Origin of the sequence: Paenibacillus yonginensis (genome assembly GCF_001685395.1) — a bacterium.
GTDB lineage: Bacteria > Bacillota > Bacilli > Paenibacillales > Paenibacillaceae > Fontibacillus > Fontibacillus yonginensis.
In genome coordinates this window covers 22,220-37,116 of record NZ_CP014167.1, presented here as the reverse complement: position 1 = coordinate 37,116, position 14,897 = coordinate 22,220, and the positions used below count along the sequence as shown (strand labels likewise).

The following is a 14,897-nucleotide window of genomic DNA, read 5'->3' as shown; positions in this document are numbered from 1 at the left end:
TTGAACAGGTTCCGTTGAATCGAGCAATAACTCAATCAGAACACGCAAACATCCAAGTGAACCCTCTTCTATAATTAGGTTAACCATGAGACGACCCGTGCAACTCGCTTACGGCACTGAGCATGGTTCAACACCAATTATACTGAACTGCTTATAAGGAGGTTTTTCATATGCGTGTTTTTGTTACAGGAGCGACCGGATTCATCGGATTGGCGATTGTTCGTGAACTAATGGATGCTGGCCATGATGTTGTCGGTCTTGTTCGTTCCGAGGAAGCTGCCAAAAGGCTTATTGCCCTTGGTGCAAAGGCTCACCAGGGTTCAATCGAAGACCTGAAAAGCTTGCGCAGCGGTGCTGCCGCTGCAGATGGCGTCATTCACACAGCCTTCTTCCACAAGTTCTCTCATGCACGACTGTCAACACGCCTGCGAATAATGTTTGGTGGAACCCCCCGTCAGGCGCCATCGCGATTCATGACGGCAGCTGTAGAGACGGACCGACGTGCCATTGAGACACTGGGCACCGCGCTTTCCGGCCGCGACCGTCCTCTTGTTGTCGCTATGCCGACACTGACCCTCACTCCCAATCATCTTGGAACGGAGGACAATGGGGCTGACCCTAATTCCGCTGGAAATTTACGCGTCCCGTCGGAAAAAACAACGCTGGCGTTAGCCGATCAAGGAGTTCGCTCCTCAATTGTTCGTATCCCTCCACTTGTACACGGTGATGGCGATAAGCATGGGTTCGTCCCGAGCCTGATCGACATCGCTCGCAAGAAGGGCATTTCAGCCTACATTGGAACTGGGGACAACCGTTGGCCAGCTGTGCATCACCTCGATGTGGCACATCTTTTTTGCCTCGCTTTGGAAAAGGCTCCGGCAAGGTCGCGGTTTCACGCTGTTGCCGATGAGGGCGTGCCCTTTCGTGATATCGCCGTCGCCCTTGGCCAACATCTCAACCTACCGGTAAAAAGCATAGACGCGAAAAAGGCAAGTTCGCATTTCGGATGGCTGGGCGACTTCGCATCAGTAGACAACCCTGTATCAAGCGCATTAACCCATGAGCGCTTGGGGTGGCGCCCCGTGCATTCTTCTCTAATTGAAGACATTAATCAAGGTTACTATTTTCAGAGATAATAGGATCTGCTCTGCACGTATTCCGGCCTTTGTGCTGATCGGACCACTTTTCAAGTATCACTTTCGCTTCTAAAAACAAAGCGCTTCCCGTTGATTGGGAAGCGCTTTGTTCATTCTATGATCTTTAGATTTCTGTGCCGATACCTTCGTATGCGTCTTCGAGGATTTTTGATATTCTAGAACCACACGATCCCAGCCGCAAGGACAATTATCCTAAGGCAGTTGGTCGTGAACATTTCTATCGACTGGATATGGGAAAAACAACGATTAGGATTAAAGTTCGTGGCATCACATCAAACGAAGAGCTTGATAGAATTTTTGATACAGATGCTATACGAGAAGACTAAGTTACTCATCTATTCTGTCTCCTCAACCCCAGTAAAAAATCTAAGCTGTCAACTCAACCTTGCTACTTTTAAGGCGGTTGATATGTTTCCTTGAACAATAAAAATAAGGGTTTCCCAACATTGATACCTATGGCAAAACACCCGACAGTAAAATTCAATGCCTAGAAACCCCTAGTTTATGGACATTTTCAGTTCTTCAATTTATCCATCCGTGACATCAAGGCGACACACTCGACATGCACCGTATGCGGAAACATATCCACCGGCTGCACTTCCACCGTCCGATACCCGCCTTCCTCCAACACCGCCAAATCCCGCGCCAAGGTCGAGGCATTGCACGAAACGTACACCACGCGCTCCGGTTTCATTTCGAGGATGGTCTCCAGCAAACGTGGATCGCAGCCTTTACGCGGTGGATCGACGACGATGACATCCGCCTCAATCCCCTGCTCTTTCCAGCGCGGAATCACGTCTTCAGATGCGCCAACTTCAAACTTCACGTTGTTCATGTTGTTAAGCTGGGCGTTGCTGCGCGCATCTTCGATAGCTTCTTTGACGATCTCCACGCCGTACACCTGGTCCGCATGCTGCGCCAGGAACAGGGAAATCGTGCCGATGCCGCAATAGGCGTCGATGACGGTTTCTTTGCCGGTCAGGCCGGCGTACTCCACCGTTTTGCCATACAGCACTTCAGTTTGTACCGGATTCACCTGGTAAAAAGAACGCGCCGATATCGCAAATTGCACATCGCCGATATAATCGTAAATGACGTCGCGGCCCCACAGGACGCGGGTTTCATCGCCGAAGATGACGTTGGTCTGCTTCGTGTTCACGTTCTGGCAGATGCTCGCCACGTCAGCAATCTGTTCACGGATCAGGCCAATCCATTCGTCCTTGTGCGGGATGTCCCGCCCGTTGGTGACAAGGACGAGCATGATTTCGCCGGTACGGAAGGCTTTCTTCACCACAACGTGGCGGAGCAGACCGCGCCCGGTTTCTTCATTATAGGCAGAGATGCCAAGCTCTCGGCCGATCGCTTTGACGCGCGAGACGACTTCGTCGTTATGCTCGTGCTGGATAAGACAGGTTTCCATGTCGATGATCCGGTGGCTGTTTTTCGCATAAAAACCACCCACCAGGCCGCCTTCGGCTACGCCGATCGGCACCTGGGCTTTGTTGCGGTAGCGCCAAGGCTCGGCCATGCCGAGCGTGTCGCGGACGATGATGCCGTTATCCTTGCCGTCCACGCCTGCACTCGCGCTGGCACTCGCCTTTGCATTCGCCTTTGCATTCGCACTCCCGTCAGCGTTCACCTCGGCAGCTGCATCGGTACTCGCCCCAACGTTCGCCTCTACATCCGCTCCAATCCCCGCACTCCCCTGCACCCGCAGCTTCCCGATCCGCTCCAGCGCATCAATAACGCGCTGGCGTTTCCAGGCCAGCTGGCCGGCGTAGCTCATATGCTGCAGCTGGCAGCCCCCGCATTGGTCATAGATCGGGCATGGCGCCGCCACGCGGTCCGGGCTGGCTTCCAGCACGTCCAGGAGTTTGGCGTAGCCGAATTGTTTTTTCGTGCTAATCACCTTGACCCGTACCTTCTCGCCCGGCAAAGCGCCCGCAACAAAAAGGGTATAGCCCTCCGCGCGGCCTACCCCTTCTCCGTCGTGATTCATGCCGATGATCTCAATGGTGTAATCTTCGTTTTTCGCTACTGGCAGGTTCCATTCGGCCACGGCTGCAGTGTTGCTGCGGTTGCCGCCCGAAGAACGCCCGCCCCGTCCGGATGACTCGCCTGTGCGTGTTCGGCCCCGGTGTTTGTTCATCTTGATCCCTTCACTTCTTTCCTTGTATTAGCTGGAGATGTTCCCACGTTCCTGTGTATCCTGTATAGAAAAAAGCCTTGCCCGGCCGCCCGGCCAGCAGCAAGACTTCTAATGTTCAAATGTATATTGAAAAAATGTGCTCGTCCCGCTTCCTTCAACCTTCATTCTCAAGCAAAAATCTGCATATGCGACGGCAAAATCTCGAACACGCCAGGCAGTTGGCCGCCAAGCTCCCCGTCCAGGTTCAGAAGAACCGGACCTGGAGAAGTGATCTCCATCCGTTTCGTCTTAAAGTACACGACATGCGAATCGTTAAAATGGTCGCCCCGCAGCGCCATCGTCACAAGCCGGATGAACTCCGCCAGGTTGCAGCGTTTGACGGCGATGACGTCCAGCAGGCCGTCGTCGATGCGCGCGTCCGGCGCAAGCTTCTCAAAGCCGCCGACCGAATTGGAGTTCGCGATCAGGAACATCATAAACTCCCCGTGCATCGGCTCGTAGCCTTCGGCCGCGATGGTCAGCTCGGTTGGGGAAAGGTTCACCATTTTCTCGATGCCCTTCATATAATAGGCCAGCTGGCCAATCATCGTCTTGAGGCGGCTTGGCACCTCGTAGGTCAGCTGGGTCAAGGAACCGCCCCCGGCGATGTTGATAAAATAACGGTCGTTCGCTTTTCCGATATCAATCGGCCGCGTTGCGCCGTTAATGATCAAGTCGCAATAATCCTCCCATCGTCTGGAGATGCCCATGGCACGGGCGAAATCGTTGGTTGTGCCCATTGGAAAAATCCCCAGCGGCGGCAGGTCATCTTTGCCGGCCATGCCGTTTATGACCTCGTTCAGCGTTCCGTCGCCGCCGGCCGCAATGATGATGTCATAACCCCGGTACACGGCGTCCGCCGCTTCGCGGGTCGCATCGCCTTCGCCGTTCGTGGCATGGCAGGACGTTTCAATACCGGCCATATCCAGCCGGTTCAGAATATCCGGCAGCAGCCGTCTGATCTCCTCGCGGCCGGATGACGGATTATATATTAGTCTGGCTCTCTTCATTCCTGTGCAGCTCCATTTACTCTCGATTAGTTAATCATCTATCCATTATATTCGAGATTTGGTCCCTTATCCAGTCAGTCAACTCCGGGTGAGGCAGCAGCGCCTCGCCATTGTACCGGTAAGTCAGGCCTTCCAGCCTGGACGGGATCACCTGCTTCGTGAAATACCCCGCGCTCAAAAATAACGGCGCCACGATTACCTCGTAGCCCTTATTAACCCATTCGGCCACCTTCTCACGCACGGTGTCCGTCCGCAGCAGGCCATAATCGGCGGCTGCCACGCCGCTGATGGCCTGCACGCTGGCCGCCAGGGAGGCCATCCCTGCCTCCCAGCGCTGCCGGAAGCCGTCATGGCCGCTTCCGTGCCCGACCAGGACCACCACTTCCCGGTCCGGGTCCCGGGAAAGCCCGCGCACCTTGTCCCAGACCATGTGCGCGATCCGCGGATCGTCGTCCATCGGGGTGCCAAACCGAACCCGCACCCCGGCTCCGATCCGAAACCGCGCAAGATCCGTCGTCAGCTCCGGCTCCGGCTTCAGGCCCAGCGCATAGCACAGCTCATCCATATGCGTGCTGCCGGAAGAGACAAATAACGGAACGACGACGAGATCGGCGGCGCCAGCCGCTTCCAGCCGGTCGATGCCGCTTTGGATGCCTCGTTCACCCTCGGCCTCCAAGAAAGAAGCTTCCACCGGAATTCCGGTTGGAAGCTTCAAGGCTGCCACGGCGTCGTCGACGAGCTTGATCCAAGCGTCGTCCGGAGAACCGTGGCTGATGATCAGAACGCCTGGCTGCATTAGCGGCCCAGCCGATCCAATGTCATTTTATATCCGTCGTTGCCATAGTTCAGGCAGCGTTTGACACGGGAAATCGTAGCCGTGCTGGCGCCTGTCTCGGCTTCGATTTGATTATACGTACAGCCTTTGCCAAGCATGCGGGCCACTTCAAGCCGCTGGGCCATGGACTGGATTTCGTTCACAGTACAAAGATCGTCAAAGAAGACGTAACATTCTTCGAGGTTATCAAGAGTAAGAATTGCTTCGAATAATTGATCAATGCTGGTATCATTCAATTTCTTGAGCTGCACCTGTTTATCATCCCCTACCATTAGTAGTTTCATTGTACACGAGGGAAGGCCTCATTTTCAAGCATTAACGATTTCACGCGGTGCAGAGCCCGATCCGCATTTCCGCTCCTGCCCAGCCGCAATCCGGGCGTTTGTCTATACCCCGCTCCTGCCTAAATCATACATTATTGTAGAAAAGGCCTCCACGAATGTCTATCAAGCATAGACACAAATACTGGAAAAGGAACGTGATGCAAATTGCCTCATTATAACAATCCCCATCGGAACACGAGTGCCCAGGGCATGAACCGTCATCCGGACTATGCCCGTTACCGGAGCATGAACGCTCCAAGAAGCGCCGCTCCCCCGGAGCTGCCCTCCGTCCCGCAATATTATCCCGGAGTGAATCCTTATGGGGCTGCAGGCACCTTTGCCGAATCCTCAGCTTTGGTTCCCTATAACGCTGCCGGCTCCGCGCTGGGAGCAGCCGCTCCCGCTGCTGCAGCCGCAGAAACTGCAACCAGTGCCGGGCTGCTCTCCAATCTCGGCAATCTGAAGGGCATCTTCGACCGTCTGGGCGGCATCGACGGCATCATGGGCCATATCGGCCGCGTGCAGAAGGTGATCGGCGGCTTTCAGCAGTTCGCGCCGATGGCGAAGCTGCTGATGGGCTCCTTCCTGCCCGGAGCCAAAGGCGCTGCCGGCGTAACGACCTCCGAGCCGCTGGATGAATACCGCCCGCCGCGCAGACGCAGAAGTTCAGGCAGCGGCAAACGCCGCAGCTCAGGCTCCAAAGGCTCTTCCAGCCGCAAAGGCAACCGCCGCAGCTCCTCCTCCAAACGCCGCAGCAGCTCCCGCCGCCGTTAAAGCCGTTTTATCTTTAAGCTGTATCGCGCAGCTGTTCCGCAGCAGGTCCATGCAGCAAAACCGCCGCTTAGATAGCGCTTTCACTTCCTCCTGATTAACATCTTACTCAACATTTAATAAACTTCCAAATCAATTTCTTATTGAATTCTCAATCGGACCTGTTAAGTGTTGATCCCAAACCGCAACAAACCCGAGCCAGCAAAATTTAAACCCTTAGGCCCGACCGTTCCATGCGGCTGCCGGCCCTTCTGCACAACGAGGTTTAAGGCCCAAGCAGAGCGGAGCTTCAGGACTTCAGGACTCAGGATTTCCGGACATCGGAGCTTCGCAACTTCTGAGTCTTAGGGTTTCAACGCCTACGCGCTTCGGAGCTTCCAAATCAGAACTTCTGAACTTCCGAACTTCTGAGCTTTTGAGCTCCAAGGCTTCCAGCCAGCCTTTTTCCCCTCGCCAAACAGGCGTGCAGACCCGTCCGCACGCCTTTGCTTTTTTTTCGCACGAAGAAACTTAGCTTCTGCTTCCCTTTCACATCCTAACAATCTACTTAAACCAGCCCCGCCGGTTAAACCACAGCACCATCCACAGGGACAAGCCGGCCATAAACAGCAGCACCGTAAAATAACCATACACATAATGCAGCTCCGGCATATGGTCGAAGTTCATCCCGTAGATCCCGGCGATCAGCGTAAGCGGCATAAAGATCGTTGTGATTACCGTCAGCGTCTTCATGATGCCGTTCATGCGGTTGGAGTTCAGCGAGATGTAGGAGTCGCGCAGATCGGCCGTCATCTCCCGGTCCGCCTCGATCATATCGGACAGCTTAAGCAGATGGTCATAGATATCCGCAAAATAAGCCCGGTGCATCCCATACTCCTTCAGATGCTGGGAATTGATGATCCGGTACAGCAGATCGCGCATCGGCACCACCGACCGCCGCAGCTTGAGCAGCCGCCCGCGCAGGTCAAATACCTGGTTCATCAGCTGCTCAACCGACTCCTTGTCCCCCAGCGACTCAATATCCGCAAGCTCATCCTCAATCGAATACAAGCTTGGAAAATACGAGTCCACCAGATGGTCGATCACCGCATAAGCGGCCGCCATCGGACCCTGACGCAGGTCCCGACCTCCCTTGATCCAGCCGGTCATTTGTTCCCAGGCCTGCTCCACCTCTTCAAGCTGGTGTTTATGGAAAGAAACGATCAGCTTCTCTCCTACAAACAGGTTCACTTCCCTCGCCTTCAGACTCACCGGATCTATCGCATGCAGCACATAAAATCTCACATCCTCATAGACATCCAGCTTGGGCCGCTGCAAATTATGCAGCACGCAGTCTTCGATCGCCAGCGGATGAAAATGAAAATAGCTGTCCAGCAGCACACATTCCTCATCCGCCGGCCGGTCGAAATCGACCCAAATCCACTCCGAGGCCTCCAGGTCAAGCCTGTCCAGGCTGCTGCCTTCTACAATCTCATTATTAGGCAAAATAGATAAAGTGCGAATCATCGAATGCTCATTCCTCATTTCACGAACGTTTGGACCGCGCCGCCGTGCGGCTACTTGCGGCCCGTTCAGCTTTATTTTAGCCGATACGCCTGAAATTACCTAACCTTGTTCAATTGCTCCCGGAGTTTCGCCCCTAATCCCCCAATGCCCAAATTTTAATTTCATTTTTTCATTCCGGCCCTCCTATATCTATCATTACTCTCCCGCCAACAAAAAAAAGGTGCCCCAGACTTATCAAGTCTTCAGCACCGCCTGCTTTATCCAGCTTCTTCAGCTTATCCTCAATTCTCCTGCCGCCCTGCTGCGTTCAGCCGCCGGATTTACGGCTTCACCCAAGCCTGACGCAGGTCCATCTCCCGGATGCATTCCTCGTCATCAAGCCGGCTGTCGCCGACTCTTGGCGTCACCGCGTAAGCATTCATCTCTTCCGCCGCATGAGGCCGCAGGATCGGATGCAGGGCATCCAGATCGTTGGTGTCCTCATCGAGCCACCGGGCGATATCCTCCTGGCTCAATATAGCCGGCATCCGGCTTTCGAATTCTCCAATCAGCGGATTAGCTTCCGTCATGACCAGCGTGCAGGTGCGCAGCGGTTCCCCGCGTGTATCCCGCCAAATTTCATACAGGCCGGCTACACCGAACATGCTTTGATCTTTCATAACTACCCGTACCGGGTAACTTTTTTTGCCTTCCTGCCGCCAATAATACAAACCGTTGCACGGTATGACGCACCGCTGCTTGTCTACGATTTTGCGGTAGCTCGGATTGCGGTGCACATTGCGGAGATCGGCGTTAACCGCATCTTTGCCCCAATAGGGCATAAATCCCCAGCGGAATTCGTCCAGAATCCGCTCCCCATTCTGCTGCAGCACCACCGACGTATGCTGGGTCGGGCTAATGTTGTAGCGGTTCTTATAATAAACCATCACCCGATCAATCTGAAAATGCTCCTGAACCTCCGGCAGCTCTGCCGCCATCGAGAAACGTTGACACATACCCATCAGCCTCCCTTTCGGCAGTAGTATTTGTCATTTCAGGAAATATATGCATCTCCTTTTTACGATAAAATCCGCAGTTCTCCAAGCCCTCAGCTGTAAATATACCCTTTAAATGTAAAAAAAACAAAACAAAATGACGGTTTCATACGTCTATATGAATAACGGGATTGCAAACCCCACAATTGTATCTAAAGGAGCGATTACAGATGAAGATGAGAACCAAACTCCCGGCTATCCTGCTTGCAGGGGCGCTGACCCTGACGGCCAGCACGCTGCTTCCCGGTGTTTCCCCTGTCCATACAGCCTCAGCAGCCTCAGCAGCTTCCGCTGCTCTATCCATCCAAATAGACGGCACTGCTGTTCAGTCCGACGTGAAACCCGTGGTCAGCCACAACCGGACTTTAGTGCCGCTGCGTGTGATCAGCGAGAATTTGGGCGCCAAGGTAGACTGGTCCAATTCGCAGGTTACGTTTACTAAAGGAGACCTGAAGGTCACGCTGAAACCGGGCAGCACTTCCGCCGTAAAAAATGGAAAAACCGTTCAGCTTGACGTCAAACCGTATATCCAGAAGAACCGCGTCATGGTTCCGCTGCGCTTCCTTGCCGAAACGTTCGGCTGCAAGGTCGGCTACAGCAGCGGCGGCTCGTCCGCAATCACGATCAGCACTACGCCCCTTGTCATCGGCCAAACGCCGGTGAAAGCTTTGCAGTATGAATACCATATGACCATGGGCGGCGTGATCTCGCAAATTAGCGGAAATGCCTATAGCCAGTCTGTATATGATCTGTTTGAGCAGAATAAAGGCGCCAAGGTTAACGCCCCCGCCAGTTATTCCTGGATGGCAAACATTGACTTGCCAGGGTCTTATTATAAGAACGCTCAATATGATTTCCTGGACAAACAAGGCAACAGCATCAAGCGCTACGACGTCTATTCTCTGGTTAACGCCTTCCCTGCAGAAGAATTAGCCGGATTTGAGAAAACCCTGCTCTACGACGCAATGGAAGATCAATGGTACATTTTCAGTCCTTCTGCTGCGGAGGCCATCAACGAGCAAATCAATACGGCGTCACGGAACGGATTCCTGAAGGAGATCAGCAATACGGTGGCTTAGAGGTTTTAAGCCAGCGGAGTAAAGTCCTTTCCCCAAGCCGCTGTGACCGCCTTTTATCAGCTCTTATATTAAAAAACGACGACCCCCATTTGAAATGGCGGTCGTCGTTTTTTTCTATTCAGCTTTAGCAGCTGTTAACTCTTTATAAACGTCATTTAAATAACCATTTTCTCTTTCAGACAGCAGTAATTTTTTTTCCTCTTCATAGGTTCTTTCAATTAAAAATTCTTTAATCAGTGTTTGATAACCCTTTTTCCTGATTCTGGCCAGATTCCGGATGCGGAGCAGCAAATCATCATCCATACGAATAGAAATTGTCGAAGACTGCCTTTTTGGTAAGTCATGGTCTTCTTCTTCAATAATGGAAGCCTCCAGCAATTCTTCACTCATTGTATGCTTGGACCAGAACTCCGCTGCTTCAGAATCGCTCATTCCTTGTGGAATCTGATCTTGTGATGTAATTATTTTCATCTTAACGATTCCTCCTTCGGTATACTCTAGCTTCGGATTCCGTTGCATCCCTAGCCGTTATCACTCTAAGCCTTCCCTTAACTTTCTTAACTTAGATGACAACCAGACGTCTTCCTTCTTCGGTTGCTCCGATAATCCCTAAGTGTCCACTGTGTGCTGAAAACTTCACTCGCTGAGGATCCATCAAAGCATCCTCTGCCTCGTATGATTCAACATGATGACGAGCAATATGTTCTATGTTTTCTTCATCCCAAATAAAACTTAACATGTTTGCTTCCTCACAATCATGTATATGCTATTGTATATACAATTGTAACATATTTTATCCCCTCCACAAACAAAAAAAGCTCTCCGCTATCGAATCGATTGGGGAGAACTTCTCATCTGTTAATGAAGTAATTTTTTATTTATAAGGTAAACGATAAGTTAAACGGTTTAAGCGTCCGATCAAGACCAGCCGAACAGCAGCTTGTAAATCAGACCGGCCAAAACGGCGGAAATCGGAATGGTGATGAACCAGGTGATTACGATTCGTCCGGCAAGCGACCAGCGCACGGCCGAGAATCGTTTCGCAGCGCCTACGCCGAGGATCGCCGGGGTAATCGCATGCGTGGTGCTGACCGGCAGGTGCAGCAGCGTAGCCGAGAAAATAACGGAGGCCGCCGAAATATCAGCCGCAAAACCGTTGATCGGCTCGATTTTGAAGATTTTGGTGCCCATCGTTTTGATGATCTTCCATCCGCCGACCGAGGTGCCGAGCGCCATGGACAAAGCCGCCGATATTTTTACCCACAAGGGGACGGTTAAATCGGAAAGCTCGCCGGATGTCACTAAAGCAAAGGTAATGATCCCCATCGCCTTCTGGGCATCATTGGTGCCATGGGTGAAGGACTGCAGCGCAGCTGTCAGAATTTGCAGCATACGGAAACCTTTGTTGACCGTATGGGGACTTCTTCTCGCAAAAATGTATTTGAGTATCGTCATAACGATATAACCAACAATAAAGGCAATAATCGGCGACAGCAGCAAACCTTCCAGAATTTCGCGGAAGCCGGACCATTTGACATGGTCCGAACCGGCTCCAACAAACACGGCACCCACCAGCGCACCGATCAGCGCATGGGAGGAAGACGACGGAATGCCGAAGAACCAGGTCACCAGGTTCCAGATAATCGCTGCCAGCAGCGTGGCGATAATGACCTCAAGACCGTTGTCCATCGTGGTTGGATCGGCGATTTTGCCCCCGATCGTCTTCGCTACACCTGTGAACAGGATCGCGCCAAGGAAGTTCATCGAAGCGGCCAGCAGAATCGCTCTGCGCGGCGTTAAGGCCCGGGTTGAGACGGAAGTGGCGATCGAGTTCGCCGTGTCGTGGAACCCGTTGATAAAGTCAAAGGCAAGCGCAAGGATGATGACGACGCCTAATACGAGCAAAGTTGTATCCATGTTATTGTCAACGCCCCTTACGAATTGCGCATGATAATGGATTCCAGCATGTTGGCTACGTGCTCGCAGGCATCCGTCGTCGTTTCAAGACGTTCGTAGATTTCTTTTTTCTTGATCAGCTCGATCGGATCCGTTACCGATTTGAACAGCTCATTGATGCAGATGCGCAGCAGCTCGTCTCCCTGGTTCTCCAGGTCGTTCAGGCGGATGGTATGCTCGCGGATCGCCAGCAGCTTTTTCGAAGAGAGCAGGTGTACGGCCTTCTGGATTTCATAAGCGGAGTTGCGGAGAATTTCGCCGAACTGAACGATGTATTTATCCGGGTTGCCCAGGTGATACATATAGAAACGGGATACCGTGGCTTCGAGTCCGTCAATCACATCGTCCATGGTTGTGACCAGGCCCATAATGTCGTCGCGTTCAATAGGGGTAATAAACGTTTTGTTCAGTTCTTTAATGGTCGTATGCACAAACTCGTCGCACTTCTTCTCATATTCTTTCATAGCTTTGGCAAAATCGGAAATATTGTCGAAATCCGAAACGTGTGCGGTAAAATAGTCAGCGGCTTGTACAATCGTATCCGCCATATTTTCGAGTGTCTGGAAAAAAATATCCTTCTTCTTGACTCTCACCTGGATATCCCCTTTTTTAAATAATTTGATGAAATAGCTCTATTGATGACAACCCCTGTTATCTTACCAACCTGAAAGACGTATTGTAAAGGTTATGTAAACGCATTATTAAAAACTTTCAGGCAATATTTATTTAACATTACCCCATCTAGTACCTGCTATCCCTAATATTAGTAAAAAGAGGATCATCCATGCATTAAAGGTCTTCCAGAATTTGAATATGGCTGTCGAAATCCGGACTGTTCGGCACGATATTAAAGTACGTTTTCCCCGGGTACAGCGGCACCTCGGCTCCATCCTTCACGAACCGGATTACATCGTCCTTTTTGTGCACCCATTGTCCGGTCAGCACCCTGCCCCGCTGCAGCAGCAGCGCTTTGCCTCCCCCAGCCAAATCCACGCTCAGCCGCCCGACATCATCCAGCACCTTGTGGTCGGCCCCCATAACGATGACATTGCTCATGGTCAGCGGTTCGCCGGTTTCCTTGTCCACATGCGCCTTGTCGCCGATGTACCTCGTATACAGCTGCGTCCCGGCATCATAGCGGTAAGACACCTTATAGCTGTCCTGCAAAAAGGTTACCTGCACACCGGCCGCAGCTTCGCCTTCGGTCAGCGGTTCATCCGCCTGGCGGAACGTGTAGGACGGAACGTCATTGTCCTCGGCCGCAAAACCAAACTTGTCCACGCCTTCGCGCAGCTTCTCCAGGCTGGTGTACAGATTGTGCGGAGCTTTGCGCGCGGAGTCCCGCCAGAAGTAGGCTCCCGCTCGACCGATTTCGTCCAGCTCCTCCTTGTGCTGCGACTGCAGGATCGAATAGGCGTCCGGGCTGCCGCCTGCGTGCGCCAGCACGCCGTGGTAGCTTTCGCCCAGCTCGATCAGATACGGCCGGATGCTGCGCACCGGCCCCAGCTTGGCAGAGCCGCTGTCCGCGCTTTGGAATATCGCGACAAGCCGCGTGATCCCGCCCTCTGCCAGCACTTCGTACACCACGTCCGCATCCTGCAGACCAGACTGCGGACGGGCCGCCGGCGCGTTGTTGATCATCACCGCGACCGGCCGCAAATTTACCGCTTCTTCGGCCGGAAGGCCGGTCAGCGGTGACGTATAGGCTCCCGCAGGCGCGGAAGCCGAAGGCCCCGGCGCTATGTCCGGCGCCGTTGACTCCGCCACCAGCGGCTGCGACGGTACGGGCTCGTCCGCCTGCTCCGAACTGCAGGCGGACAGCAGCAGCGCAGCCGCGGCCGAAAGCGATGCCGCGGCTGCGGACCATTTTCTCCAATCCTTATTCGTCAAGCGATCTTCCTCCTTCTCAAGCGCAAATGGGTTATTGTTCCATTATAGGCGGAATCCGCCGGGACCGGAACCGTTACCTCAAACCGGGAACTACGCCGGACCCGTCTATGCGGTTCAACCGCTTCGATCCGTCCGCCCTTCCCGGCGCTGGTCCTGCTATCAAAAAAGCCGCATCCCCAAGGATACGGCTCTGTTTATGGTTGGTCATGCTGCTTGGTGCTGCTTTCACATTACGCTGGGCTGTTCGCTTTCATCTAAGCTGATCTCATCGCTGTCAAAGGTCGCCAAGGTCTGTTCCCCCGAACTGCCAGACGTCCAGGTTCAGCGCTCCCGGTCTTCGGTCCTGGAACAGCCGTTTGGCCGTTCGTTCATTGTCCGCCGCACCCATCGCATAGAACAGCGGGCAGAAATGCTCGGCGGCATACGACGGCACCGCGTCCCGCACATTGGGCGCCAGCTTGTCATACCGGAACAGCTCGGACAGGTTCCACTGGCTGATTCTGTCGCTGACCCACTGATCGAAAGCTTCGACTTGAGGCGCAGGCCCCTGATCCCCGGATAAGCGAAGGTTATGCACCAGCGCTCCGCTGCCGATGATCAGCACGCCTTTGCCTCGCAAGGCGGCCAGCATTTTGCCGATTTCATACTGCTCCATCGGGGACCGCTTGGAATCGATCGACAGCTCCAGCACCGGTATTTCGGCATCCGGATACAGCCGTCTCAGGACGACCCACGCCCCATGGTCCAGCCCGCGGTCCGGCACAGTCTTGAACTTCAGATTGCCCTGCTGAAACAGGTTCTGAACTTCATAAGCAATCTTCCGGTCGCCGGGGATGGAATAACGAATTTGATACAACTCCTCAGGATACCCGTAGAAATCATGAATCGCTTCATAACGGTCCGCATCCGTCAGCAGCTGCTGCGGATCGTCCCAATGGGCCGAGAAAATCGCAATGGCCTTGGGAACAGGCAGGCGACGGCCCAGCCGCTGCAAATAAGCGGTGTATGCGCTGTCTTCTAGTGCCAGCATCGGTGAACCGTGTGCGATAAACAAGGATGGCATCGTCATCCGGGCCACCTCCTTATCCCGTGATAGTGTATATATGTTTATTCTATCGCTTCCCCGTCTATTTTACCACTTGCAACCT

General features: G+C 53.3%; 15 protein-coding genes. 3 read left to right on the top strand and 12 right to left on the bottom strand.

Annotated features, from left to right (window positions below):
- Positions 1–170 precede the first annotated feature (170 nt).
- Entirely contained in the window at positions 171–1,136 is a 966-nt protein-coding gene (locus AWM70_RS00205) for an SDR family oxidoreductase (protein ID WP_068693281.1), read from the top strand.
- Between the two features lie 535 nt (positions 1,137–1,671).
- On the opposite strand, the gene rlmD is transcribed toward AWM70_RS00205, so the two are convergent.
- From rlmD to AWM70_RS00185, 4 genes are all read right to left on the bottom strand, one after another.
- The gene (gene rlmD, locus AWM70_RS00200) at positions 1,672–3,306 is read right to left on the bottom strand and encodes a 23S rRNA (uracil(1939)-C(5))-methyltransferase RlmD (protein WP_083180062.1); all 1,635 of its coding nucleotides are present in this window, start codon (positions 3,304–3,306) and stop codon (positions 1,672–1,674) included.
- A 167-nt stretch (positions 3,307–3,473) separates the two neighbouring features.
- A complete protein-coding gene (locus tag AWM70_RS00195; protein ID WP_068693279.1) occupies positions 3,474–4,355 on the bottom strand; it encodes a diacylglycerol kinase in 882 nt (293 codons plus the stop codon).
- Between the two features lie 34 nt (positions 4,356–4,389).
- The gene (locus tag AWM70_RS00190) at positions 4,390–5,151 is read right to left on the bottom strand and encodes a sirohydrochlorin chelatase (RefSeq protein ID WP_068693277.1); all 762 of its coding nucleotides are present in this window, start codon (positions 5,149–5,151) and stop codon (positions 4,390–4,392) included.
- A complete protein-coding gene (locus AWM70_RS00185) occupies positions 5,151–5,441 on the bottom strand; it encodes a YerC/YecD family TrpR-related protein (RefSeq protein ID WP_068700191.1) in 291 nt (96 codons plus the stop codon). The genes AWM70_RS00190 and AWM70_RS00185 overlap by 1 nt, the downstream gene beginning before the upstream one ends.
- A gap of 282 nt (positions 5,442–5,723) precedes the next feature.
- Here AWM70_RS00185 and AWM70_RS00180 point away from each other — a divergent pair, with 282 nt between their 5' ends.
- Positions 5,724–6,287, top strand: a complete 564-nt coding sequence (locus AWM70_RS00180) for a hypothetical protein (protein WP_083180061.1) — start codon at positions 5,724–5,726, stop codon at positions 6,285–6,287.
- 540 nt (positions 6,288–6,827) lie between these two features.
- Here AWM70_RS00180 and corA read toward each other — a convergent pair.
- Positions 6,828–7,790: a magnesium/cobalt transporter CorA gene (gene corA, locus AWM70_RS00175; RefSeq protein ID WP_068693275.1), complete on the bottom strand. Its 963-nt coding sequence runs from the start codon at positions 7,788–7,790 to the stop codon at positions 6,828–6,830.
- 320 nt (positions 7,791–8,110) lie between these two features.
- Positions 8,111–8,785, bottom strand: coding sequence for an SOS response-associated peptidase (locus tag AWM70_RS00170; protein ID WP_068693272.1), 675 nt, complete (start codon positions 8,783–8,785; stop codon positions 8,111–8,113).
- A 209-nt stretch (positions 8,786–8,994) separates the two neighbouring features.
- Between AWM70_RS00170 and AWM70_RS00165 the strand changes: the two genes are divergently transcribed.
- Complete coding sequence (locus tag AWM70_RS00165; RefSeq protein WP_237167792.1) at positions 8,995–9,903, top strand: copper amine oxidase N-terminal domain-containing protein; 909 nt, start codon at positions 8,995–8,997, stop codon at positions 9,901–9,903.
- A 114-nt stretch (positions 9,904–10,017) separates the two neighbouring features.
- Here AWM70_RS00165 and AWM70_RS00160 read toward each other — a convergent pair whose 3' ends face one another.
- From AWM70_RS00160 to AWM70_RS00135, 6 genes are all read right to left on the bottom strand, one after another.
- The gene (locus AWM70_RS00160; RefSeq protein ID WP_068693270.1) at positions 10,018–10,374 is read right to left on the bottom strand and encodes a CopG family antitoxin; all 357 of its coding nucleotides are present in this window, start codon (positions 10,372–10,374) and stop codon (positions 10,018–10,020) included.
- 91 nt (positions 10,375–10,465) lie between these two features.
- Positions 10,466–10,642, bottom strand: a complete 177-nt coding sequence (locus tag AWM70_RS00155) for a hypothetical protein (protein WP_206093399.1) — start codon at positions 10,640–10,642, stop codon at positions 10,466–10,468.
- A gap of 179 nt (positions 10,643–10,821) precedes the next feature.
- Complete coding sequence (locus AWM70_RS00150) at positions 10,822–11,820, bottom strand: inorganic phosphate transporter (RefSeq protein ID WP_068693268.1); 999 nt, start codon at positions 11,818–11,820, stop codon at positions 10,822–10,824.
- 17 nt (positions 11,821–11,837) lie between these two features.
- Positions 11,838–12,452 carry a DUF47 domain-containing protein gene (locus AWM70_RS00145; protein ID WP_068693266.1) on the bottom strand — a complete coding sequence of 205 codons (615 nt, stop codon included), beginning with the start codon at positions 12,450–12,452 and terminating at the stop codon, positions 11,838–11,840.
- A 196-nt stretch (positions 12,453–12,648) separates the two neighbouring features.
- Positions 12,649–13,749, bottom strand: coding sequence for a DUF3048 domain-containing protein (locus AWM70_RS00140; RefSeq protein ID WP_068693264.1), 1,101 nt, complete (start codon positions 13,747–13,749; stop codon positions 12,649–12,651).
- 274 nt (positions 13,750–14,023) lie between these two features.
- Positions 14,024–14,818 carry a DODA-type extradiol aromatic ring-opening family dioxygenase gene (locus AWM70_RS00135; protein WP_068693262.1) on the bottom strand — a complete coding sequence of 265 codons (795 nt, stop codon included), beginning with the start codon at positions 14,816–14,818 and terminating at the stop codon, positions 14,024–14,026.
- Between the last annotated feature and the right edge of the window lie 79 nt (positions 14,819–14,897).

What these genes read in the sequence shown, in the direction of transcription:
- AWM70_RS00205 (WP_068693281.1), top strand. Translation starts at nt 171, where the DNA reads ATGCGTGTTTTTGTTACAGGAGCGACCGGATTCATCGGATTGGCGATT.
- rlmD (WP_083180062.1), bottom strand. Translation starts at nt 3,306, where the DNA reads ATGAACAAACACCGGGGCCGAACACGCACAGGCGAGTCATCCGGACGG.
- AWM70_RS00195 (WP_068693279.1), bottom strand. Translation starts at nt 4,355, where the DNA reads ATGAAGAGAGCCAGACTAATATATAATCCGTCATCCGGCCGCGAGGAG.
- AWM70_RS00190 (WP_068693277.1), bottom strand. Translation starts at nt 5,151, where the DNA reads ATGCAGCCAGGCGTTCTGATCATCAGCCACGGTTCTCCGGACGACGCT.
- AWM70_RS00180 (WP_083180061.1), top strand. Translation starts at nt 5,724, where the DNA reads ATGAACCGTCATCCGGACTATGCCCGTTACCGGAGCATGAACGCTCCA.
- corA (WP_068693275.1), bottom strand. Translation starts at nt 7,790, where the DNA reads ATGATTCGCACTTTATCTATTTTGCCTAATAATGAGATTGTAGAAGGC.
- AWM70_RS00170 (WP_068693272.1), bottom strand. Translation starts at nt 8,785, where the DNA reads ATGTGTCAACGTTTCTCGATGGCGGCAGAGCTGCCGGAGGTTCAGGAG.
- AWM70_RS00165 (WP_237167792.1), top strand. Translation starts at nt 8,995, where the DNA reads ATGAAGATGAGAACCAAACTCCCGGCTATCCTGCTTGCAGGGGCGCTG.
- AWM70_RS00160 (WP_068693270.1), bottom strand. Translation starts at nt 10,374, where the DNA reads ATGAAAATAATTACATCACAAGATCAGATTCCACAAGGAATGAGCGAT.
- AWM70_RS00155 (WP_206093399.1), bottom strand. Translation starts at nt 10,642, where the DNA reads ATGTTAAGTTTTATTTGGGATGAAGAAAACATAGAACATATTGCTCGT.
- AWM70_RS00150 (WP_068693268.1), bottom strand. Translation starts at nt 11,820, where the DNA reads ATGGATACAACTTTGCTCGTATTAGGCGTCGTCATCATCCTTGCGCTT.
- AWM70_RS00135 (WP_068693262.1), bottom strand. Translation starts at nt 14,818, where the DNA reads ATGACGATGCCATCCTTGTTTATCGCACACGGTTCACCGATGCTGGCA.